Source organism: Thalassospira lucentensis (assembly GCF_050516545.1).
In the GTDB taxonomy this organism is placed as follows: Bacteria; Pseudomonadota; Alphaproteobacteria; order Rhodospirillales; family Thalassospiraceae; genus Thalassospira; species Thalassospira lucentensis_C.
Window position 1 is genome coordinate 1,865,086 of record NZ_CP191544.1, and the last position, 21,088, is coordinate 1,886,173.

The 21,088-nt window shown below is 53.2% G+C and carries 20 protein-coding genes; 6 read left to right on the top strand and 14 right to left on the bottom strand.

Annotated elements, in window-relative coordinates; genetic code table 11:
* Positions 1–90: 90 nt before the first annotated feature.
* Together ACQ0MK_RS08690 and ACQ0MK_RS08695 are read right to left on the bottom strand one after the other, a co-directional pair.
* Positions 91–1,905: an alpha-amylase family glycosyl hydrolase gene (locus tag ACQ0MK_RS08690; RefSeq protein ID WP_430475674.1), complete on the bottom strand. Its 1,815-nt coding sequence runs from the start codon at positions 1,903–1,905 to the stop codon at positions 91–93.
* A gap of 271 nt (positions 1,906–2,176) precedes the next feature.
* Entirely contained in the window at positions 2,177–3,904 is a 1,728-nt protein-coding gene (locus ACQ0MK_RS08695) for a thiamine pyrophosphate-requiring protein (protein ID WP_430475675.1), read from the bottom strand.
* A gap of 127 nt (positions 3,905–4,031) precedes the next feature.
* On the opposite strand from ACQ0MK_RS08695, the gene ACQ0MK_RS08700 reads away from it, so the two are divergent.
* Positions 4,032–4,793 (top strand): IclR family transcriptional regulator, encoded by a 762-nt coding sequence (locus ACQ0MK_RS08700; RefSeq protein WP_430475676.1) that lies wholly within the window; start codon positions 4,032–4,034, stop codon positions 4,791–4,793.
* On the opposite strand, the gene ACQ0MK_RS08705 is transcribed toward ACQ0MK_RS08700, so the two are convergent.
* On the bottom strand, positions 4,778–5,794 hold the full coding sequence (locus ACQ0MK_RS08705) for an AraC family transcriptional regulator (RefSeq protein ID WP_430475677.1): 1,017 nt from the start codon (positions 5,792–5,794) through the stop codon (positions 4,778–4,780). The two genes, ACQ0MK_RS08700 and ACQ0MK_RS08705, sit on opposite strands and share 16 nt — an antisense overlap.
* Positions 5,795–5,916: 122 nt before the next feature.
* Between ACQ0MK_RS08705 and ACQ0MK_RS08710 the strand changes: the two genes are divergently transcribed.
* Positions 5,917–7,143, top strand: coding sequence for an MFS transporter (locus tag ACQ0MK_RS08710; protein ID WP_430475678.1), 1,227 nt, complete (start codon positions 5,917–5,919; stop codon positions 7,141–7,143).
* Positions 7,144–7,330: 187 nt separating this feature from the next.
* Here ACQ0MK_RS08710 and ACQ0MK_RS08715 read toward each other — a convergent pair whose 3' ends face one another.
* The 3 genes from ACQ0MK_RS08715 to ACQ0MK_RS08725 all read right to left on the bottom strand — a co-directional run bounded on the left by ACQ0MK_RS08715 (position 7,331) and on the right by ACQ0MK_RS08725 (position 8,154).
* On the bottom strand, positions 7,331–7,546 hold the full coding sequence (locus ACQ0MK_RS08715) for a hypothetical protein (RefSeq protein WP_430475679.1): 216 nt from the start codon (positions 7,544–7,546) through the stop codon (positions 7,331–7,333).
* Positions 7,547–7,648: 102 nt separating this feature from the next.
* Entirely contained in the window at positions 7,649–7,903 is a 255-nt protein-coding gene (locus tag ACQ0MK_RS08720; RefSeq protein WP_350044594.1) for a Txe/YoeB family addiction module toxin, read from the bottom strand.
* Positions 7,900–8,154, bottom strand: a complete 255-nt coding sequence (locus tag ACQ0MK_RS08725) for a type II toxin-antitoxin system Phd/YefM family antitoxin (RefSeq protein ID WP_430475680.1) — start codon at positions 8,152–8,154, stop codon at positions 7,900–7,902. The genes ACQ0MK_RS08720 and ACQ0MK_RS08725 overlap by 4 nt, the downstream gene beginning before the upstream one ends.
* Before the next feature lie 308 nt (positions 8,155–8,462).
* On the opposite strand from ACQ0MK_RS08725, the gene ACQ0MK_RS08730 reads away from it, so the two are divergent.
* Complete coding sequence (locus ACQ0MK_RS08730; RefSeq protein WP_430475681.1) at positions 8,463–8,720, top strand: type II toxin-antitoxin system RelE family toxin; 258 nt, start codon at positions 8,463–8,465, stop codon at positions 8,718–8,720.
* A 4-nt stretch (positions 8,721–8,724) separates the two neighbouring features.
* Complete coding sequence (locus tag ACQ0MK_RS08735; RefSeq protein ID WP_430475682.1) at positions 8,725–9,099, top strand: helix-turn-helix transcriptional regulator; 375 nt, start codon at positions 8,725–8,727, stop codon at positions 9,097–9,099.
* A 559-nt stretch (positions 9,100–9,658) separates the two neighbouring features.
* Here ACQ0MK_RS08735 and ACQ0MK_RS08740 read toward each other — a convergent pair.
* From ACQ0MK_RS08740 to ACQ0MK_RS08755, 4 genes are all read right to left on the bottom strand, one after another.
* Positions 9,659–10,066 (bottom strand): hypothetical protein, encoded by a 408-nt coding sequence (locus tag ACQ0MK_RS08740; protein ID WP_430475683.1) that lies wholly within the window; start codon positions 10,064–10,066, stop codon positions 9,659–9,661.
* Positions 10,067–10,156: 90 nt separating this feature from the next.
* Complete coding sequence (locus tag ACQ0MK_RS08745; protein ID WP_430475684.1) at positions 10,157–10,888, bottom strand: hypothetical protein; 732 nt, start codon at positions 10,886–10,888, stop codon at positions 10,157–10,159.
* Positions 10,889–11,147: 259 nt separating this feature from the next.
* The gene (araD1, locus tag ACQ0MK_RS08750) at positions 11,148–12,137 is read right to left on the bottom strand and encodes an AraD1 family protein (RefSeq protein WP_430475685.1); all 990 of its coding nucleotides are present in this window, start codon (positions 12,135–12,137) and stop codon (positions 11,148–11,150) included.
* Positions 12,138–12,198: 61 nt separating this feature from the next.
* Positions 12,199–13,044 carry an SDR family NAD(P)-dependent oxidoreductase gene (locus ACQ0MK_RS08755; RefSeq protein WP_430476018.1) on the bottom strand — a complete coding sequence of 282 codons (846 nt, stop codon included), beginning with the start codon at positions 13,042–13,044 and terminating at the stop codon, positions 12,199–12,201.
* 757 nt (positions 13,045–13,801) lie between these two features.
* Here ACQ0MK_RS08755 and ACQ0MK_RS08760 point away from each other — a divergent pair.
* A complete protein-coding gene (locus ACQ0MK_RS08760) occupies positions 13,802–14,548 on the top strand; it encodes a FadR/GntR family transcriptional regulator (RefSeq protein ID WP_430475686.1) in 747 nt (248 codons plus the stop codon).
* 642 nt (positions 14,549–15,190) lie between these two features.
* Here ACQ0MK_RS08760 and yjfF read toward each other — a convergent pair.
* The 4 genes from yjfF to ACQ0MK_RS08780 form a co-directional block, all read right to left on the bottom strand.
* The gene (gene yjfF / locus ACQ0MK_RS08765; RefSeq protein WP_430475687.1) at positions 15,191–16,168 is read right to left on the bottom strand and encodes a galactofuranose ABC transporter, permease protein YjfF; all 978 of its coding nucleotides are present in this window, start codon (positions 16,166–16,168) and stop codon (positions 15,191–15,193) included.
* Positions 16,158–17,219: an ABC transporter permease gene (locus tag ACQ0MK_RS08770; protein WP_430475688.1), complete on the bottom strand. Its 1,062-nt coding sequence runs from the start codon at positions 17,217–17,219 to the stop codon at positions 16,158–16,160. Before ACQ0MK_RS08770 ends, yjfF begins: the two co-directional genes overlap by 11 nt.
* Positions 17,216–18,757, bottom strand: a complete 1,542-nt coding sequence (locus tag ACQ0MK_RS08775) for a sugar ABC transporter ATP-binding protein (protein WP_430475689.1) — start codon at positions 18,755–18,757, stop codon at positions 17,216–17,218. Before ACQ0MK_RS08775 ends, ACQ0MK_RS08770 begins: the two co-directional genes overlap by 4 nt.
* A 161-nt stretch (positions 18,758–18,918) precedes the next feature.
* On the bottom strand, positions 18,919–19,866 hold the full coding sequence (locus tag ACQ0MK_RS08780) for an ABC transporter substrate-binding protein (RefSeq protein ID WP_430475690.1): 948 nt from the start codon (positions 19,864–19,866) through the stop codon (positions 18,919–18,921).
* A 166-nt stretch (positions 19,867–20,032) separates the two neighbouring features.
* Here ACQ0MK_RS08780 and ACQ0MK_RS08785 point away from each other — a divergent pair, with 166 nt between their 5' ends.
* Complete coding sequence (locus ACQ0MK_RS08785; RefSeq protein ID WP_430475691.1) at positions 20,033–21,082, top strand: aldose epimerase family protein; 1,050 nt, start codon at positions 20,033–20,035, stop codon at positions 21,080–21,082.
* The last annotated feature ends 6 nt before the right edge of the window (positions 21,083–21,088 follow it).

The following is a 21,088-nucleotide window of genomic DNA, read 5'->3' on the forward strand; positions in this document are numbered from 1 at the left end:
AACGCCAAAAATTTTTATTTATGTGCAAATACTTAACACCATTTCAAGCATTTGAAATATCACGTATCATCTTGATAATCTGAGATCAGATCAAACCGGCATCGCATCGCGATAACGCTGCAAAAGACGGCTTTCGGTGCGGTTACGACCATCAAGATTGGAAATCCAGACGATCTGATACGGGGCCAGCGTCATGATCCCGTCGTAATCTTCAATCACTTGCTGGGTGATCAAATCCTGCCAGCCTTCGGTCATGATCAGGTTGATGTCTGACAGGTCAAGTTTCTGTGGCGTTTCCGTCAGATTAAACACGCAGAAAATGCTTTGCTCATTCAGATGCGATTGCCGCCAGACCCCCAAAAGACTTGATCCCAGACTAAGGGTATATTGCGTGGCGTTCGGATGGAATGCCGGTTGCCCCATGCGGATCGACATCAAGGCGCGCAACTGATCAAAGGCCGATTTCGCCGGGCCTTCGTCGCTCAGCACCTTTTCCGCATCTTCAAGCTGCCAGATTTTGCGGTTCAGGCGGCGCGGAATGCCGGTATCCTTATAGGCCTGCTGATCGTTCTCTGTCGCCAGAATGGTCTGAACATAAATCGCCGGAATGCCTTCAAGCGACATGGCAATCGCCTGGCTCATAACAAACCGCTCCAGCCCCATTGCGGCCTCGCCGGCAAAGTTTTCCGCCAGCATGCTAAACAGCGTGACATTCAACTCATACGGCTTTTGCCCGCCGCCCTTAAGCGCGCGGAAACTGACCTGTCCGCCCATCTTGATCGCATGGTCCTTTAACCCGTCAATATCTTCATCCGGGATCAGGTTTTCGGCCGGGCGCAGGCCGATGCCATCGTGGCTGGCAGTAAAGTTAAAGAACGTACAGCCCGCCGGTGCTGGCGGCATCGCCATGATGCATTTCCGGATATAATCAGACCGACCGCTCAAAAGCGCATGAATGATCACCGGTGGCAGGGAGAAATTGTAAATCAGATGCGCTTCATCCTGATTGCCGAAATAAGACAGATTTTCCAAAAGCGGCAGGTTGGTTTCTGTAATGAACAGAACATCCGGATGGATCGCATTGGCGGCAAGACGCAGCGCCTTGATCAATTTATGGGTCTGTTCCAGATTGATCGACGTGGTTCCGGCTTCTTTCCAGATAAAGCCAATCGCATCAAGACGCACAACCCGAACACCGTTTTTCATATAGTTCAAAACGACTTTCAGGATTTCAAAGAAAACGTCCGGGTTGCCGTAATCCAGATCCACCTGATCATAACTGAAAGTACACCAGACATGCTTTTCACCGTGTTTGGTGATGACGTCATTCAGCAACGCATGGCTGCGCGGGCGGACAACGTCGGACAGATCATCTTCAAGACGGGCGGTCTTGATGTAATCCACCCCGGGCTTATCGCCCTCAAGAAATTGCTGATACCATTCATGGGATGCCGAAATGTGATTGGCAACCAGATCGGCCATCACCGTGCCATGCTTCGCCAGTTCTTTGACATCGTCCCAATCGCCCAGTTCCGGGCGCAGCACGTTAAAATCACTGACCGAAAATCCGTCATCGGATGTAAAGGGATGAAACGGCAGGATATGAATGCCCGTCAGCCAGTCTTTCAACCATTTCTGGTGAAACTCGCCAAGGCTTTGCAGGCCCTTTTTACCGTCCTGATGGATGCTGTCGCCATAGGTAATCAGAAACGCATCGCGCTGATCCCATTTGCGCAAATATTCTTCGCACGGCTCCGGCCCGTCGCCTTCAATCGGAAGACCAAGAACTTCAAACGCCCGGCGCACCAATTCTGCATGATCATGTTCGGGATAGACATCCGCAAGCAGGTTGCGCATCGCACTGGCAAACGCAATCCGTCCTGATGTTCCGACAACACGATCCATGGTGGCTCCTTTAGGGCAGGCAAATCAAATCATACGCACCAATCAAATAATGAAACTGCCTGTGATGCAAGCAGGCATTTCAACCTGCCAACAAACTAAGCAGTATTATGCCACAAGTCATTTAACACATTGGGAAATATCGTTTTAATTTGACGGACCATCAGACCAGAAAATCACACCCCTAGCCCGACGATTAAACATCCACCAAAATCATAAAAAATGGGCGTCAACATTCTGACGCCCGCACATATTTTCTCTTGAGGACAGCTCCTTACGGCGCAATCGTTACTTCAACCAACGCATGGGTGCGTTTGGTATCAATGTGTTTGATCGCATCGCGCAAAATCCCCGGCAAGTCTTCGGCCCGCGTGGCCTTGGCAACCCATGCGCGGCTGGCCTCCGCGACCTTGGTGAAATCCGGGCTGGGCTTAAGCGCGGTCAGGGGCATTTCGTTGGTTTTTGCCGCATAGCCGTTGGGATACATCCCCGTGACCGACTGGCGCACCGCCCCCCATTCATTGTTGTTTAAAACAAGGATCAGGATCGGAAGCTCCAACGCCTCGGCAATCTGATGACACGCCGTCGGGTTGGCAAACATATAGGATCCATCGCCCATGGTCGCGACAACCAATTTATCCTTATCGGCCAACTGATAGCCCATTGACGCCGGGAAGGACCAGCCAAGCCCGCCAGAATGCGGCTCCTGGAACCAGCTTCCGTGGCGCGAAAGCGAAAGCGGCTCTAACGGGCAACCAAGCTCCGAAAACACCGTCGCCGCACGGTCTGCAATCGCATCTGATAAGCAGCGCGACACATAAGCCTTGCTCATTGGGTCAACAGACCCCGCATCGGCCGCGGCCAACGCCTTTTTGCGGTTTTGCGCGTTAATCGCCGCAACCTTGCCCCGACGATCCAAACAGGCCGCAGCATGATCAGCATGCCGACGATCAAGGGCCTCAGCAAGCATCATGATCACATCGCCGGTTTCCCCGCAAAGCGAAAGATCAGCCGCAAAATTACGCCCCGGGAACCGGGAATAAAGCGGGTTTTGACCCACCTGAACCACTTTGCAATCATCGCGTAATGTATGAACTTCCGGCGACCATGGGGCAAGGCAATCAATCACCACCACCGCATCGGCATCTTTCAACCACGGGGCCGGGTCCATGCCGGCATGCATCGCGTGATCGGTGCCAAGGGCCAATTGAATCGCCCAATATTGCACCACCGGAATGCCCCATTGATCGACCAGTTTGGCAAAACGATCAAACGCCTCGGCCGTTCCGGTGCCACGCTGCGCAATAATCACGGGGTTCTTGGCATTGGCAAGAATATCTGCTGCCGCCTCGACACTGGCCTGCGGCGGGGCGACTTGTACCGGTTGCTGGCGCAGCGGCCCGTCAATATCATCACCGGGGCACGGTTCACACAAAACTTCGCGCGGCAGGCTGACATAAACCGGGCCCTTGGGCACCGATGACGCAATAGCATAAGCACGATCCACAACATCAGGCACCTGTTCAGGGAATTTAAGCTCATATTCCCACTTGGTGGATTCCCGAACCAGTGCCGCCTGATCGCGCATTTCCTGTCCCCAGCCAATCGGAACAGTCCGCGCGCCAAGCCGCCCCTTTTCCATCACCGGTGTTCTGCCCGACATCAAAACAACCGGCACATGTTCGGTCGCGGCATTGATCGCGCCAATCGCACAATTGGCCAAGCCGACATTGGTATGCGCCATCACAGCCTGGGTTTTCCCGGTCGCAAGGTAATAGCCATGCGCCATGCCCATCGCGGCATTTTCGTGCGGCATGATCAAGGCATTGGGAAGATCAATATCCTTCGCAGAAGCCTCGGCCAGACCTTCAATGATCGGCGGGAAGTCCGTACCGGAATTGGCAAAAATATAATCAATCCCGATCGCCTTCATCCGGGCCAAAACAGCCCCACCAGCGGTCAGGGTGATCTGGCCGGTTTTCTCCTGCGTGTCGTTTTGCATCAGACGCCTCTTGTTCTTTTCATTTAATATTTCTATATTTGAAATATGATTTATAATATAGTTTATTATTGAAATCCGGTCGCCGTCAAGCAGGACGATCACCCCACCGTGATGTGAATGGAAACTCATGACCAGTCAGCTCAATGGCTCTGTGCTTAAGGCGTTTAAAATTCTTGATCTGTTCGCGGCAGGACGGTCTGAACTCACCGCCAAGGAAACCGCCGACGCACTTGGTATCAACATGATCACCGCACATCGTTTTTTGCACACGCTGGTCCATGCCGGTGCGCTTCGGGCATCGGCGCGCGGCGTGTTTCGGCTGGGCTATATGTTTGCGGATTTGGGCGACCGGGTGTTGCACGATGGCAATCTGCCCACCTTGTTGCAGCCGATCCTTGATCAACTTGCCCTTGAGACCGGGGAGGCCTGCATGGCAACCGAGTTTGATCGCGACATGGCGGTCTGCATCGCCAAGGCCCTGCCCGACCGCCCGCTTTATGTTGATATCCGCATCGGATCGAAACTTGATGCCTTTTGCACGGCGCACGGCAAGCTTTGGCTGGCTTATATGAGCCCGGATGACCAAGCCCGCTATTTCAAAAATGCCGAGCTCACCGGCATGACGGCCCACACCATCACCGACATCAAAACCCTCAAATCCGAACTTGAAACCATCCGCACCCAAGGCTTTGCCACCAACAATGGGGAGCGCGAAAATGATATTTATGCCATCGCCGTTCCGATCACGACCCAACATGGCAAAATGATCTCGGCCTTTTCGGTATTCGGCGCATCGCCTGCCACCCTTGATCAGAACCGCGCGGCCTATCTGAAAAGCCTGCACAGCGCGGCACAGACGGCCCGGCAGACCCTTTATGGTGATGCGTAATCAATATGGCGGATGGCACCGGGGGATTTGCCGGTTGTACGTTTAAACGCCCGGCTAAAGGCCGCGACAGAGGCATAGCCAAGCCGGTCCGCCACATCATCAAGCGAAAGGTTATCGCGCGCGATCCACTGGCTGGCCAGGCGCATGCGCAAATTGGTCAGATAATGTTGCGGCGTTGATTTGGTTAACGCCACAAACCGCTCGGCAAACACCGACCGCGACATGCCCATTTCGGATGCCATATCGGCAACCGACCAATTGCGCCCCGGTTCCTTGTGAAGCGCAGCAAGAACGCGGGCCAGTTTCGGATCGCGAATGGCCTCGACCCAGCCACAAATATTGCATCCCGCCTCGACCCAGCGGCGTAAGATAGCCGCCGCCACCACATCGGCAAGCCGGGTCAGGATCACGCCATATCCCGGTCGCTTTGATTTAAGCTCGGCCGTCATAACATCAAGGATCGCGGGGATTTGCGGATCAAATTCCGGCACGGTTTCGAAATGCATCACTTCGGGCTTAAGGTGCGCCAACGGATGCAACCAACCCAGATCAAATTCCATCGCACAACTGAAAATCAGATTGTCCTTTGACCGGCAGACATCCTTTTCACAGGCGTGAATTTCCGATGCAACATCGCAAAGCGGTTTTTGATCAAACGCATCGACACTGCGCAGCGCAACCCCGTCTTCGCTATAAAGGTCATGCACCCCGGCACAGGGCAATAAAACCGCATCCCCACAACCAAGCACATGCACCGCACCGCTTTTGGTCCGCAGGTGAACCGTGCCCTGCCCGATGAAATGAAACCACGCCCGGCTGTCGTCATGCTCCTCGCCAAAGCGAAGACCATAAGGGGCGGAAATTTCAATCCGTCGATAATCAAGGCCGCGCAACCGCACCCCGGATAAAAGCTCGTTCACCATGTCATGACCGGCTGCATTGAACTGACCTTCGACATGGTCCGACGGGCTATTGAAATCGGCATTTGAAACGAGCGACATGACATCCCGGACGATTGATCAATTAATCCGGACAATATGACATAGATCGTCCGGGCGATCCAGTTTATCTTGTGTGCAACGCACCAATTAAGGGCCCCGACCCTCAGCTCAAAGGATCTCTCATGAGTGAAGCTCAATCCGCTCCCCCGTCCGAGCCAGCGCAAGCCATTGCGCAAACGCCCGCTGCATGGGGGGCTGTCATTTCCCTGACCCTTGGCGTCTTTGGCCTGGTCACGGCTGAATTCCTGCCCGTAAGCCTTCTGACCCCGATGGCCCGTGACCTCAATGTCTCCGAAGGACTGGCCGGACAGGCCATTTCGACCACCGCCCTGTTCGCCCTGATCACAAGCCTTCTGATCGCCACCGTCACCCGCCGGTTTGATCGCCGTCATGTTTTGCTGAGTTTCTCGGTCTTTCTGATCGTTTCAAGCATCATTGTCGGCATGGCGGAAAACTTCGCCTTCCTGCTGCTTGGCCGTATTTTGCTGGGTGTTGCCCTTGGCGGTTTCTGGGCCATGTCGGCGGCAACCGTCATGCGCCTTGTTCCGGCATCGGATGTGCCGCGTGCCTTGGCCATCATGTTCAGTGGCGTTTCCGCCGCCACCGTCTTTGCCGCCCCGGTCGGAAGCTATCTTGGCGATATCATAAGCTGGCGCAGCGTGTTTTTGCTCACCGCCGGTGTTGGCGCGATTACCTTTGTCGCCCAATTCATCACCTTGCCGTCCCTGCCCCCGCGTGGACGGGCAACCTTGCGCACCCTGATTGATCTGATCAACCGTCCGGGCATGAAGCTTGGCCTGTTTTCGCTGGTCCTGATCATTACCGGCCACTTTGCCCTGTTCACCTATGTCCGTCCGTTCCTTGAAAACGTCACCGGCGTTGCAACGGCGGGGGTTTCGGGCGTGTTGCTCGGCTTTGGTCTTGCCAATTTCGCCGGGACCTATCTGGCCGGTGCGCTGATTTCACGCTCGCTCCGCATGACCATCGCCCTGATGCCGCTGCTTATGGGGCTCTGTGCGCTTGGCATGGTGGCGATTGATGGTGCGCTCAACCCGACCATCGTTCTGGTCGCAATCTGGGGCATGGCCTTTGGCGGCGTTCCGGTCGCATGGTCAACTTGGATCACGCGCACGGTTCCTGATGAAGCCGAAAGCGGCGGCGGATTGTTCGTTGCCGGTTTCCAGACCGCGATTGCCAGCGGGGCTGTCATTGGCGGGGTCATATTCGATCATGTCGGATCGCTTGGCGTGTTTAGCATCGGCGGCATCATCCTTGTCGGCGCGGCCCTGTTCGCCACCATCGTCCTGCGCACGATCTCAACCGTCACCCCGGCAACCGAACAAGCCTGACCGCAAACCCACCCCCCATCGCGCCCACCACCACAAACACACCACAAACAAAAAGGGCAGCGGAAGACATCCGCTGCCCTTTGTGATTCTGCCTATCCTAACAAACCCCGACCAAACCGAACCCAACAAACCCCGTCATTCCCGCGCAGGCGGGAATCCATAACCCTCCGCGCCAAAGACGGAACCCTTATTTAGAATCCGCCTCAGACAACGCATCCCCATCACCGGGAAGTTCGGAACCAGCCTTTTTGACGGTTTCCAAAGCCTGCGCAACATTTCCTCTGGCCGCACGGGCTTTGAAATACCGCTCACCCATCTCATCGGCAGAAGGCTGCGCAAGCTCATCGGCATGCGCACGCTCTGCATCAAGCCCCTTCAAAAGATCGGCTTCTGAAAGAGGCATGTTAACCTTCCGGGTCGTCTTGCCGGAAGGCCGCTCAGTTGCACTGCTCCCCCGTCCCTTGACCTCACATTTCATCATGACCTCCCGGCCTCCAAGTCCGTCTCAATAATGATACCGGGCCTGCGCAATATAGATCGCATCATCGGTGTGCTTATACACCAGCCGATCCGCCTGACTGATCCGACGCGACCAGTACCCGGACCAGTTATGGCGCAACGGTTCGGGCTTTCCGGTCCCCTCATAGGGCGTGCGCTTGATCTCTTTGATCAGGGCGTTAATCCGCTTGACCATCTTCTTGTCGTTGGCCTGCCAATAAAGATAATCCTGCCAAGCGTCCTCGCTCCAGACCAGCTTCATTCTTCAACAAGCGGTCGCTCAACCCCGTTCCCGGCTTCCAGTTCTGCGATGGATCGGTTCAGGCGCTGCGCATTGGCCGGGCTGGACAGCAGATGCATGGTTTCCTGCATGGCGTCATAATCCGCCTTGCTCATGATCACCACGTCATCCCCCGATTTCTGTGTGACATGAAACGGCGTGTGATCTGCATTCGCCGCCTTCATCAAGTCGGCAAACGCCTGTCTGGCACGGCTATAGGGTAAAACAAGCATAACAACCCTCCTGTTCTTGGTCTCACAAAATTGTACGACATTTAGTACAATTGAACAAGAAGTGGATTATTGTGCCTTTAGGGTACTTGACCCCATCCGTCCGTCATTCCCGCACAGGCGGGAATCCATGTGTCCTCGCGCTCTGTAGAATGGACTAAAAGAAGACAGCCCCCCTTTAATTCGCCCGCGACCATCCTACATGGCAACATCCCCGCACCCCCACCCGTTTGTTTTCTTTTGTTGTTGCTTTTTGTTGCCTTTTGAATTCCTGCTTGTTATCTTTAGCTTCCCCAGCAGGAAGGTAGCCCGTGCTGATCATCCGATACACCAAGCAGGCGCAAAAAGGACTTTCGCGTATCCCGCCCAAGGCGCAAAGAGCGATACAGTCGAAAATCGGCCTTCTGGCGGAAAATCCGCAACGCCCTGAACTGGACATTAAAAAGATGCAAGGCGAGAAGGGCTATTTTCGCTTACGGGTTGGCACCTATCGCATCCTTTTTACAGAGGATGGCGTCATTCTCGATATTCGCGACATTGGCCCGCGCGGCAGCATTTACAGGAACTAACCCCATGACCAAACCACAGATTATCTATCAGGGTGATGAACCGGCCTTTGTTGTTGTGCCCTATGCCGAATGGCTGGCGACCATCGATGAAGATCAGGCCGACGAACTGGCTTTGCAACAGGCACTCGCCGCCGATGATGGCACACGCTATCCGCAAGAAGTGATTACCCGCCTGATGGATGGAGAATCCCCCATCCGGGTCTATCGTGATTTTCACGAACTGACACAGCAACAGCTTGCCGAAAAAGCCGGAGTGACAAAGGTCTATATCGGGCAACTTGAACGCGGCGAACGCAATATGTCGCCAAAACTCCGGGCAAAGATTGCAGTCATCCTCGATGTTGACAACGACGATTTGACACCTTGGGCACAGGATTGAGCCCGGAAAAAATAAAAGGGGTCTGTCCCCTTTTTCTTGAAAACGGGGTCTGTCCCCTTTGCTCTTCAAATGATAGGTCTATGACTTAACGAATAAATGGGTCTGTCCGCTTTTCTCTTTCTGATTGAAGGATTCATGCCAAAAATAACGATGCCACACCGTCATACGATCCGATTTGAAGACGATAACGTTACGTTAGACTTTGAGGTGGAGCTTCTAGCTGAGGGTATTGTCCTATACGAAGCTTCGCCGAAGATCATAAAGGGAAATTGTGAAGGCGCGAAAGCTGAGGCTCGAAAAGTGGCCGATTGGTTGAGGTCAAAATTCCGATATGTTGAAATTGCCCCAAAATGACGAACATGTGGGAAATGCGGACCCCAAAAAGGGGACCGGCCCCCTTTCTTCGTGTGTCCCCTTTCTTCGTTTGTATCTACATGCCATATGAACTTGAAACGCGCCTTTTGAGAAAAATAAATCTGTCCCCTTTTTTCGTGGTCCCCTTTTTTCGTGTCCCCTTTTTTCGGCCCCCTTTTTTCGCGCTTACCATCTTGTCTATCCCTTATTTGGAATGTCTGCATGCATAGGTGGCAATGTGACTTGATATGGAGTCTTTCACTAACGGCCACATGTCACCGTCCGGTTTACTGGCCTTCATTTTCTCCAGACTGTCACCATCCCCAAGGTACTTTGCTGTCCAATTTTTGCAGTCCACGAGACGCTTAGAATAACCCTCACCTGATTTTCCCCGCCGCACTGTGGTGATTTCCACCATTCCACCTGCTCGGCGAGACAACTCCAAAAGCTCATACTTTGCGCTGTCGGACGGTACAGAGATGACAGCCTGAAGTGGAGCCCCTTCTTCGGCGGAGAGAGATTTCTCTGTTGCTGTTTCTTGTCGACTGGGAAGAAGCGCAATAACCGCAAAAAATCCGCATAACCCGAAGAAAAGCAGATACCTTTTTGTCATTCTCTTCTTTCCCTTATTTGGATGCCGTATCTCAGCTCACATAAAACAAAAAAACACAGAAAATGTGACCACTTCCCTTTCTTCTATTCTTCATAGCCCTTGCCTTCCCTTCGCCCAAGTAGCAACTTCGCCCTTAAGTTGGTTCACCACAATGGTCATATCGATACTTGGGAAGTAATAGTTTTTGATGATCTCAGGGTTTCTCTTAGTTGCGGGAAAGCTCACCCAATCACCAAATCGCGAACGAATTTTTTCGGGTTCCCATAGAGTTCCTGGAAAGATGTTATCAATCACCCACATCCGTCCTTCTTCACGTTTGAGATATTGTGAGGCGGGTTCCCCAGACCCAGTGATCGCAACTACGTGAATATCTGAACGAATGGAATCCTTAATGCTCGCGACCTTCTCATTATCCCCGAAACCCCAGCGGGGATAAAATGTTGCATATACTTCATAGTCACCCTGAGGAATTTCAGAGATGTGAAGAACCTCTTTACCATGACCTTTCCTTAGCGATGCGCGTTGATTGGTACCCACAGCAAGGTCATCCGGGCCCTGTCCGAGAAGCCCGACTGATATCATCACCTCAACATCGCCCGGAAGATTTGAAGCAAGCACTATGGCTAGGCTTTGCGCGTCCTGCAATTCAACAGATACGCTCAAATAATAGTCTTCCTGAACCGTTGCAGAGGCCTCTTGAACGACTGATCCCACCTCCTCCTCCGAGTTAGATGACTTCTGCGTATCTTCTCCACATCCGCTCAGCGCAAGAACTGCCAACAGACTTGCTAAAATGAATTGTCCATTGCCCATTTTTGTCACGTAGTTTCCTTTCCAAAGGATCCCCTTATTTGGAATTGGTTTCAAACGTCCAAGAAAGGAGAGGAACAGATTGAGTTACTCCCTTGAAATCACGAACCTCCAAAACGTACTTTAGCAGAACACGAACCACCACCAAACCACAACCTAAAGTTAAAAAAGAAAAACCCGGCCCAATCACTTGAGCCGGGGAAGGTCGTGTCGTTCGGAGGGAGACGGAGTTTTCACACCCCTTGAAATGAAGTCATTCCCGAAACAGCCGTTAGATGGTTTTAACAACCACCTTGCGTTCGGCTTGCGTTTTCAGGCGGTTGCGCAATGCGCGGCCAAACAGCGGTGATTCAATCTCGAACTCGTCGCCATCCTGGGTTTTGATGCCATCGGCGAAACTCAGCGTCGCCGTGCCAAAGAAATGCGCATGCACATCGCCCGGACGGCAGAACAGATCATATTTGAAATGATGGTATTCAAGGTTCGCAAGCGTGTGCGACATATTGTCTTCGCCACTTAAGAACGGCTTTTCCCAGATCACCTTGCCATCGCGATAAACGCGCGATGTGCCTTCAACATGGCTTGGCAAATCACCAAGCAACAATTCCGGCCCCATCGCGCACGCACGCAATTTGGAATGGGCAAGATAAAGATAGTTCTGGCGTTCCGTCACATGGTCGGAAAACTCGTTACCAATCGCAAAGCCGATGCGCACCGGGTTGCCATCCGGGTCAATGACATAAATCGCGGCAATTTCGGGTTCTTCGCTGCCATCAAGGGCAAAGGACGGGCTTGGCATATCGCCGCCCGGATTGGCAACGATTGATCCATCACCCTTATAAAACCATTCCGGCTGAACACCGGTTTCGCCGGCTTTTGGCTTGCCGCCTTCGACCCCCATGCGAAACATCTTCATGGAATCAGTTTCATCGGCGGCCTTGGCATTGGATGTATGCATGTTCGCCCGTGCCGATGCCGATCCCAAATGGGTAAGGCCGGTGCCGGTTACAAGAAAATGCGCCGGGTCCGCATGGGTAATCGGCGCCAAAAGTCTTCCTTCGGCGGCCACTGCATTATAATCAAGGCGGTTTTCGCCGATGCGGGCCTTTGCGGCCTCGATCATGGTGGTGCCTTGGGCTATGGCAATCCCGGCAAGCTCGCGGGTGGAGGAAACACCGCCAAGCACAACAAGCGTATTTTGGTCTTCAACCACGGCCACATGCTGGGCGCCTGCGGTGTCCTTGTATTGAACCAGTCTCATGAAATCTATCCTGATAGGTATGTGTCAATTTGCGCGAGTGCAGTGAGTGGGCTTTGCCCGATCAGACCCAACCGCCATCAACGATAAAGTTCTGGGCGGTGACCATCCGGCTTTCATCAGAAATCAAAAACAGCGCCATGCGGGCAATATCGCCCGGCATCACCTTGTTTTTAAGGCACTGGCGTTCGTCAATTTCGCGCTCGGCCGCTTCATCGACCCAAAGATCAAGCTGCCGCTGGGTCATGACCCACCCCGGCACAAGCGTATTGACCCGGATATGATCCTTGCCAAGATCGCGCGCCATGCCGCGTGTCAGGCCATGGGTTGCCGCCTTTGCCGTGGTATAGCCCGGCATGCCGCCCTGCCCCATCATCCAGCTAACCGACCCGAAATTAATGATCGCACCGCCACCGGCCTTTTGCATCATCGGCGCAACCGCCTGAATGGCAAAAAACGACGGGCGAATATTAATCGCCTGCCGGTCATCCCAATATTCCGGGGTGACGTCCTGCCATTTATGGCGGGTATCGTTGGCCGCATTGTTCATCAATCCCGTGATCGGGCCATTGATCTCGGCCGCCTTGGCAATTGCGGCGCGCAGGGCATCAATATCGGTCAGATCACATTTGATAAAGACCGGCGCATTGCGCGCATCCTTTGACAATTTCGCAACAAGCGCGTCACCGCATTCTTCCATAATATCGACAAAGGCAACTTTTGCGCCCTGCTCGACAAAGGCGGTGACAATCGCTTCGCCAATGCCCGAAGCCCCCCCCCGTGATGAAGACCGATTTGTCTTTAAGGCTTGTATAATGTGTTGGTGCGCGATCAGACATGATCGTTCCGTCTCCCGTATTCTGGTTTCTGTTTGGCGGTCTGGTTTATGGGGCTCCGCCCGAAAACCGATCCGCGATCCTAGTCATAATTGACGGATTTGGCATCACATCCGATATGTGCAGTGCAATAGCAAAAAACTTTCAAAAGAAAATTTTGCCTGACGCAGCCATCGGTAACAGACCCTGTTTAGCAGCCCGTATGATACGCCCCTTGTGCGTGCATGATGCTTCCTCCGACCAATTATGTTTTTTGGCCTTGACCCTAATTCTTCATACAATAACATTAATGATCAGGATGTCCGGACCTGTCAAGCAACAAACGGTGAAGTGAATTCTTTCGATATATCGCGCAGTAGTTTATAACATTACGACCTTTGCAATCCCTCGCCTTGGCGCAACCGGCACACCACTAAATTAAATATATGCTTTGCAACACAGGGCATTGAGGGTCAGGGTCCACACCCATCCCCTTTGCCACACCGGCAACAGTTATGATATTGAAATACAAGGAAAAAACCCGCAGGGCGGGACGTCCCTCGGCCAAGGGCTTTGACGATGGAGGTCGATATCATAACTGTTGTCCTTCGGATCATTCGGATTTGCACGGGCGACTGTGTCGCCAAACCTTGAAAGATGTGTATCTTCCGGCGATTTTGCTCCGCGTATCCGCACAAATCCGGGCGACCGGTGCGGTAAAGGGAATGGGTGTGGACCCTTGATAAGTTGCCCTGAAAATAAATTCATATTAAAATTCATATTATATGAATAATATCAAAGCGGGCCTTTTGCCTTTTTGTTTTCAATGAAGGCCACGCCGGAGGGAATTTAATGTCGTCGATGTCAAGAACCTATACCAAACGCAACCTCCACAGCATTGTTGCGCATGACTTGGGCGCACGAATTGTTTCGGGGCGACTGGCACCGGGCGATGTCCTGCCGACCGAGGCGGCGTTAAGTGAATCGCTTGACGTATCGCGCACCGCCCTTCGCGAAGCCATCAAAATCCTTTCGGCCAAGGGGCTGATTGAATCCCGGCCAAAAACCGGAACGCGGGTCAAACCCCGGACAAGCTGGAACCTTCTCGACCCGGATGTTTTATCTTGGCATTTCCCGGACCCGGACCCGGCCTTTTTGTATGGCCTGTTTGAAACCCGCATGATCATCGAACCAAACACCGCTGCCATGGCGGCCGAACGTGCAACCGAAGAACAGCTTGCAACCATTGAAGCAGCCTATACCAGCATGGAAAATGCCGAATTGGGCACGGACGCGGTCTATATGACCGACCTTGCCTTTCATCAGGCAATTCTCGATGCCTCAGGCAATGATTTCATGAAATCGTTTGGCATGCTGATTGAAACCGCCCTGATCGGGTCGTTCCGTCTGTCGTCAGGCGGACCAAAGGCGCATGTCAAATCCCTGCCGGACCATTTGGCGGTTTACAAGGCCATCGCGCACCGCGAACCGGGCGATGCCCGCGAAGCCATGCGCCGCCTTCTGCGCGGCACCATGCGCCAATTGCGCCACGAACTGGGCATGTCGGTCGAACATGACTGGGACCAGATCGGGCTGTAAGGCGCTTCGCCTTCTCCGGCGCTAAGAACTCCGCACCAGACACCACACAAAACGGGCACCAGTTGGCTGCCCGTTTTTCATATCTGCCTCATGGCGGGTCGTGCCAGCTTGCGCCGCTTGCGGCTTCTTATGGGCGGCTCGCGCCTACTTGTAGCCTTATGATGCCCGACGGATGATGTCACCCCGTCCCCACACATCCAACCCCGTCACCCCCGTTTCGAACCGACTGCCTACGGAACACTTCTCGCGCCTGCTTGTTTCGGCTTATGCTGCTTATGGCTCGGACTTGGGTGCCCGGTTGCGTCTGGTTGCGCCAGCTTGCGCCGCTTGTGCCTGCTTATACCAAATTCTAACTGAATTTCCCCGCACGGCTGACGCCGCCCCGACCCCACAATTCCAACCCCGTCGCCCCCGTTTCGAACCAACTGCGCGCGGAACACCGCCTATTCCTCATACAATATAAATTCCGGCCCTTGGCGGCATCGTGCTTCCCGGCGCGGGCGTTCGGGCGAAATCCGCGTTGATTATTCACCAAAATTGAAGAATGCGTTTAATTGAACAATTTGACTAAATAAAAAACGGGCCGAAACAGCATCCCTGTTCCGGCCCGTTTAGGCGATTTTCAAACCCGGTTTTGGGTGCTCAACTTGCCCCGGCCCGCATGCCCGAGAAGGATCGGGTGATCAGGCGTTGCAGAACGATAAAGCCAAACAGCAATGCCCCGATCATGATCTTGGTCCACCAGCTGTTCAGCGACCCGTCAAAGGCGATCAGGGTTTGAATAACCCCCATGATGATCCCGCCAAAAAACGTGCCCAGAACAAAGCCCATACCACCGGTCAAAAGCGTCCCGCCAATCACCACCGCCGCAATCGCATCAAGCTCCACACCCACGGCTGCCAACGGATAGGCCGATGCGGTGTAGAATGCGAAAACCACCCCGGAAAGCGCGCTGAAAAAGCCCGACAGGGTGTAAACACGAATGATGGTGCTATGGACTGGAATGCCCAGTAATTCTGCGGAATGACGGTCCCCGCCAATGGCATAAACATTGCGGCCAAACCGCGTGTAATGGGCAATAATCACCCCACCGATCACGGTTGCCAGCATCAGCAAGGCCGAAGCACTCAGCCATCCACGACCGGGCAAGGCGACTTTAAACCCGCCAAAATCCGATACAAACTGATGGTCAATCGGAACGGAATCCAGATTGATCAGGAAGCACACACCCCGCAGGAAAAACATGCCCGCCAGGGTGATGATAAACGGCTGAATATCGAACTTGGCAATGATGACGCCCATAAAGGCGCCAAAACCCGATCCGACAACCAGCGATATTACCGCAGCCGTTATCGGATGCATGCCAAAGCCGGTCACAAGTTCGGCCATCAGAACCCCGATAAAGGCAATCATGGAGCCAACCGAAAGATCAATCCCGCCTGAGAGAATGACAAAAGTCATGCCAACCGCTGTGATGATCAAAAACGCATTATCGGTCAGAAGTGCGCCCAAAACATAGGTATCGGAAAAGGCGCGATGTTCAAAAATCCCATAGCCATACAGCAAAACCAAAACGGCCAATGTCGCAAGGATCGGATAGAAACGTTCATTAATTTTCATCGGATTTCCCCCGCTTCATCCGGTCCACCGCCTGGGTCACCAATTGGCGTGATTTTGGTGCCTGAACCAGCAACACAACCATCACCACCGCGGCTTTGACGATCAAGGTGTATTGCGATGGCAAGCCTGATAGCAAAATGCCCGTACTCAGTGCCTGAATGATCAAAACCCCGACCACGGTCATGCCGATAAAGAACCGACCGCCCATCAAAGACGCCCCGCCGATTACCACCGCCAAAATCGCATCAAGTTCAAGCCACAAGCCGGCATTATTGGCATCTGCCCCGCGAATATCAGCGGCAATAATGATCCCGGCAAAGGCCGAACAAAGCCCCGAAGCCGCGTATGCCATAAGCTTGATCCCGCGGGCATCAATCCCGGCAACCCGGCTGGCGCGGGCATTGCCGCCAACCGATTCAACAAACAGGCCAAGGGCGGTTTTGCGCATCAAAAGATAGATCGCACCAATCACCACAGCGGCCAAAATCACCCGCCACGGAATGCCCAGCAAATAGCCACTGCCAATTGCTTCGAAAAACTCGCCGTGGAAGGTGACGATTTGCCCGCCGGTGATCATCTGGGCAATGCCGCGCCCGGCAACCATCAGGATCAGGGTTGCGATAATTGGCTGAATATCAAGGAACGCCACCAAAATGCCGTTCCACAATCCGCACAAAATCCCGGCCCCAAGGGCAGCGAGAATAATCACAGCCGGATGAAGATCGGTATCGCGGATCAGAACCGCCATCACCGCACCGGATATGGCAATGATCGAGCCCACCGACAAATCAATGCCGCGCGTGCCAATGACAATCGCCATCCCCACCGCAACAAGGGCGGTCGATGCCCCGCGATGCACAACATCAACAAGCGATCCATAAAGATGCCCGTCAACGATACGGATACTAAAGAAGTCCGGCGAGATGATCCCGATACCCAGCACGATCAAAACCAGTGCTGCAACAGGGCCAAACCAAGGCCGACTTAACAAAGAAGATGCAGACATGGTGCTGCTTTCCCGTGATTTCTTTTTGTCTTGCAAACTGGTCATCGTGCAATTGCCTCGATGATTTTGTCTTGGGTGATTTCCGCACCCACCAGTTCAGATACCTTTTCGCGATCGCGCATCACCGCGACCCGATCAGCAAAGGCGACGATTTCTTCAAGCTCGGACGATGCCACCAACAAGGCCAGCCCTTCGTCACACAGCTCCTTGATCAATTTGATGATGTCGGCATGTGCGCCAACATCGATCCCCCGTGTTGGTTCATCCAAAATCAAAAGGATCGGTTTGGACACCAACCAACGGGCCAAAATGACTTTTTGCTGGTTCCCGCCGCTAAGCTGCCCAACCGGCTTTTCACCATCAGGGGTCGCAATCCCAAGCGCCTTGATCATGTCATCGGCAAATTGCTGTTGCTCGGCCCGTGGGATGGGCCGCAACCACCCGCGACGGCCTTGCAGGGCCAGCACGATGTTTTCCCGCACACTGAGTTCGGCAACAATGCCGTCCTGTTTGCGGTCTTCGGGACATAACCCAAAACCCGACCGGATCGCATGGCGCGGCGACCGCAACATAACCGGTTCGCCGTCAAGGAACACAAGGCCGCTATCAGCCTTTTGCGTGCCAAATATCAGTTCGGAAAGTTCGGTCCGACCGGACCCCAGCAACCCGGCAAGACCCACAATCTCGCCCGCCTGAAGATCAAGTGACACCGGTTCCAGCACGCGTTTCTTGCCAAGATTTTTGACCTGAATTTGGCGTTTTGGCCCGCTATAGCTTCCTTCATCAAGATGACGGTGCGCACTGACTTCGGCCAACTCACGGCCCAGCATATGATTGATCAGATCAATCTGTGGCAGGTCCTTGGTGACAAAGGTGCCGACAAGCCGCCCGTTGCGCAAAACAGTGATGCGATCACTGACGGCATAAACCTGATCCAGGAAATGGGTGACAAAAACAATGCCCAATCCCTGTGCACGCAACTCGTTCATGATGCGGAAAAGCGTTTTGATTTCATCCCCATCCAATGATGCGGTTGGCTCATCCAAAATCAGAACCTTGGCATCAAGGGCAACTGCACGCGCAATGGCGACAAGTTGCTGAATGGCGATGGAATAAGACCCAAGCGGTCGATTGATATCAATATCAAGACCGAGTGTCTCAAGGGCTGCCTTGGCATCCTTTTCGGTTTTTTTCCACGATATCAGGCCAAATTTGCGGGTTTGGCGTTCCAGCATCAGGTTTTCGGCCACCGACAATGTCGGCACCAGATTGACCTCCTGATAAACCGTTGAAATACCAAGTTCTTGCGCATCACCCGGATGACGCGGATCGATTTCCCGCCCATCAAGGAGCACCGCCCCGGCGTCGCGTGGATGGACCCCGGTAATAACTTTGATCAGGGTCGATTTTCCCGCCCCGTTTTCGCCAAGCAGGGCATGAATTTCGCCGCGTCTAAGGTCGAAATCAACATCCTGCAAGGCCTTGACGCCGGGAAAGAACTTTCCCGCACCGCGCACCGAAAGCACGGCATTTTCGTCCCTATTGCCCTTATCGCCCCGTGCAGAAAGTCCGGTATCTGACATCTGCCTGCCCTCTCCCTGTCGTCTTTGTAAAACTGTCTTTTTGACGTTTTTGACCCTGATACAGCCGGACGCACCCCAGCAAATCGCGGGGGCACGTCCGTTGCAATGATCAGCCACACATTTCGCGTCATGACCCAAAGATCACGCCACGTTTTCGTGTGTTATTTGCTGCGCATTTTATATTCGTCTGCGGCTGTATCTGGCAGGAAGAGCGGACCATTTGCCTTGATCCATTTCGGCACTTCTTCGCCTGCCATCGATGCTTTGATCGCATCAAAGGATGGCGCACCCAAATGCGGGTTCAGCTCGATCGTGGCGTTGGTATCGCCATCTGCCATGGCTTTGAAGATATCTGGAACCGCATCAATCGAGACGATCAGGATATCTTCGCCCGGGTTAAGACCGGCTTCTTTGATCGCCTGAACAGCACCCAGTGCCATGTCATCATTATGGGCATAGACCGCACAGATGTCTTTGCCGCCGTTTTCCGCTTTCAGGAAGCTTTCCATAACTTCTTTACCGCCTGAACGGGTGAAGTCACCAGACTGCGAACGGATGATGTTGATCGCCGGGAAATTCCCCACAACCGATTCAAAACCGGCTTTACGGTCATTGGCCGCGGACGAGCCAACGGTACCCTGCAATTCAACAACATCACAAACCGCATTGGTTTCCGATGCCAGCCAAGCTGCGGCAAGTGCGCCTTCAACCACGAAGTCAGAGGCCACTTTGGTCAGATAAAGATCGTCACTGGCATCAACCCCACGGTCAACCAGAACAACCGGAATACCGGCATCTTTGGCTTCTTTAAGAACCTGATCCCAACCGGTTTCAACAACCGGGGCCAGAAGGATGCCGTCAACGCCCTGTGCGATAAAGGAGCGAACCGCTTTGATCTGGTTTTCCTGTTTCTGCTGCGCGTCCGAGAATTTTAGATCAATGCCGCGCTTTTCAGCTTCGGCCTTGATCGAAGCAGTTTCCGACGTCCGCCAGCCACTTTCAGAACCGATCTGCGAAAAGCCGATCATCATTTCGGCATGTGCCGATACCGAAAGACCAAGAGCAATGCCAAGTGTGGCGGTTGAGACTGCAATTTTTTTGAAATTCACCACGATTTCCTCCCTAGGTGTGGTTTTATTGCTTAAAAGCCATATAGTATTACAATATGATTTGAAACGACTCAACCGTATAGTTATTTAACAACTTGACCCATCACCCATTGCGTTTAAAAGCCAACAATAAACCTATAAAAATCAAAGATTCCGGGAGAAAAACATGATCGAAATCACAGGAATACCTGACATAGCAACACATTTGCCAGAAACACGCATTCAGGGTAAAAATGCCCCACGTGTGGAGCTTACAACACCGCAGATTCGCCTTACGGTTTCTGCGCTTGGCGCGCGCATTTGCGCCCTTGATTTGCATGATGATACCGAAAAGGCGGACACCAATGTGACAGTTGGGCTGTCAGATGATGAGGCTTATCTGGCGCAAGATAGCTATATCGGTGCGGTTTGCGGGCGCTATGCCAACCGGATTGAAAATTCACGCTATCGCGACCTGAATAGCACTGAAATCACCCTTGCCGCCAATGAAGGCAAAACGCATTTACATGGCGGGATAGATGGGTTTGATAAACGTCTTTGGACAATTTCCGAACAGTCAAAAAGCAGTGTCAGCTTTACCCTAACCTCACCCGAAGGGGATCAGGGTTATCCCGGCACTATGATTGCCACAGCGACCTATTCGATCATTGCCGATAATCGCCTGAGGCTTGAGATAACCGCAACCTGCGATAAAACCTGCCCGGTCAATATGACCAGCCACGCTTATTGGAACCTGACGGGGAAATTTGATCAGACGGCGGCGGATCATGTTTTGCAGATCAATGCCGATAGATGGCTTCCAGTTGATGACAAACTGATCCCGCTTCGCCAGATCAAAGATGTTGCAGGCACCGGCTATGATTTTCGAAACCCCGCACGGGTTTCTGATAAACTGCCCGATGCAGAACAGGGCTTTGATCATAATTTCTGCCTGACCGGTGATCGCGGATCCTTGCGCCAAATCGCAACCCTGTCCGATCCCGATAGCGGCCGGTCAATGAAACTGTTTTCAACCGAGGCCGGCTTGCAATTCTATCTTGCGCAGCATTTTAACGGCGAGATGAAAACAGAAACCGGAACAGCCCTTCATTCAAATGCCGGTATCGCACTTGAACCCCAAACCTATCCCAACAGCCCCAATCGCCCGGATTTTCCAAGCCCATGGCTTAAGCCCGGTGAAACCTATCGGCATGTGATTGAGTGGGAGTTTGGCTAATGATAA

What these genes read in the sequence shown, in the direction of transcription:
- ACQ0MK_RS08690 (WP_430475674.1), bottom strand. Translation starts at nt 1,905, where the DNA reads ATGGATCGTGTTGTCGGAACATCAGGACGGATTGCGTTTGCCAGTGCG.
- ACQ0MK_RS08695 (WP_430475675.1), bottom strand. Translation starts at nt 3,904, where the DNA reads ATGCAAAACGACACGCAGGAGAAAACCGGCCAGATCACCCTGACCGCT.
- ACQ0MK_RS08700 (WP_430475676.1), top strand. Translation starts at nt 4,032, where the DNA reads ATGACCAGTCAGCTCAATGGCTCTGTGCTTAAGGCGTTTAAAATTCTT.
- ACQ0MK_RS08705 (WP_430475677.1), bottom strand. Translation starts at nt 5,794, where the DNA reads ATGTCGCTCGTTTCAAATGCCGATTTCAATAGCCCGTCGGACCATGTC.
- ACQ0MK_RS08710 (WP_430475678.1), top strand. Translation starts at nt 5,917, where the DNA reads ATGAGTGAAGCTCAATCCGCTCCCCCGTCCGAGCCAGCGCAAGCCATT.
- ACQ0MK_RS08715 (WP_430475679.1), bottom strand. Translation starts at nt 7,546, where the DNA reads ATGCCTCTTTCAGAAGCCGATCTTTTGAAGGGGCTTGATGCAGAGCGT.
- ACQ0MK_RS08720 (WP_350044594.1), bottom strand. Translation starts at nt 7,903, where the DNA reads ATGAAGCTGGTCTGGAGCGAGGACGCTTGGCAGGATTATCTTTATTGG.
- ACQ0MK_RS08725 (WP_430475680.1), bottom strand. Translation starts at nt 8,154, where the DNA reads ATGCTTGTTTTACCCTATAGCCGTGCCAGACAGGCGTTTGCCGACTTG.
- ACQ0MK_RS08735 (WP_430475682.1), top strand. Translation starts at nt 8,725, where the DNA reads ATGACCAAACCACAGATTATCTATCAGGGTGATGAACCGGCCTTTGTT.
- ACQ0MK_RS08740 (WP_430475683.1), bottom strand. Translation starts at nt 10,066, where the DNA reads ATGACAAAAAGGTATCTGCTTTTCTTCGGGTTATGCGGATTTTTTGCG.
- araD1 (WP_430475685.1), bottom strand. Translation starts at nt 12,137, where the DNA reads ATGAGACTGGTTCAATACAAGGACACCGCAGGCGCCCAGCATGTGGCC.
- ACQ0MK_RS08760 (WP_430475686.1), top strand. Translation starts at nt 13,802, where the DNA reads ATGTCGTCGATGTCAAGAACCTATACCAAACGCAACCTCCACAGCATT.
- yjfF (WP_430475687.1), bottom strand. Translation starts at nt 16,168, where the DNA reads ATGAAAATTAATGAACGTTTCTATCCGATCCTTGCGACATTGGCCGTT.
- ACQ0MK_RS08770 (WP_430475688.1), bottom strand. Translation starts at nt 17,219, where the DNA reads ATGACCAGTTTGCAAGACAAAAAGAAATCACGGGAAAGCAGCACCATG.
- ACQ0MK_RS08775 (WP_430475689.1), bottom strand. Translation starts at nt 18,757, where the DNA reads ATGTCAGATACCGGACTTTCTGCACGGGGCGATAAGGGCAATAGGGAC.
- ACQ0MK_RS08785 (WP_430475691.1), top strand. Translation starts at nt 20,033, where the DNA reads ATGATCGAAATCACAGGAATACCTGACATAGCAACACATTTGCCAGAA.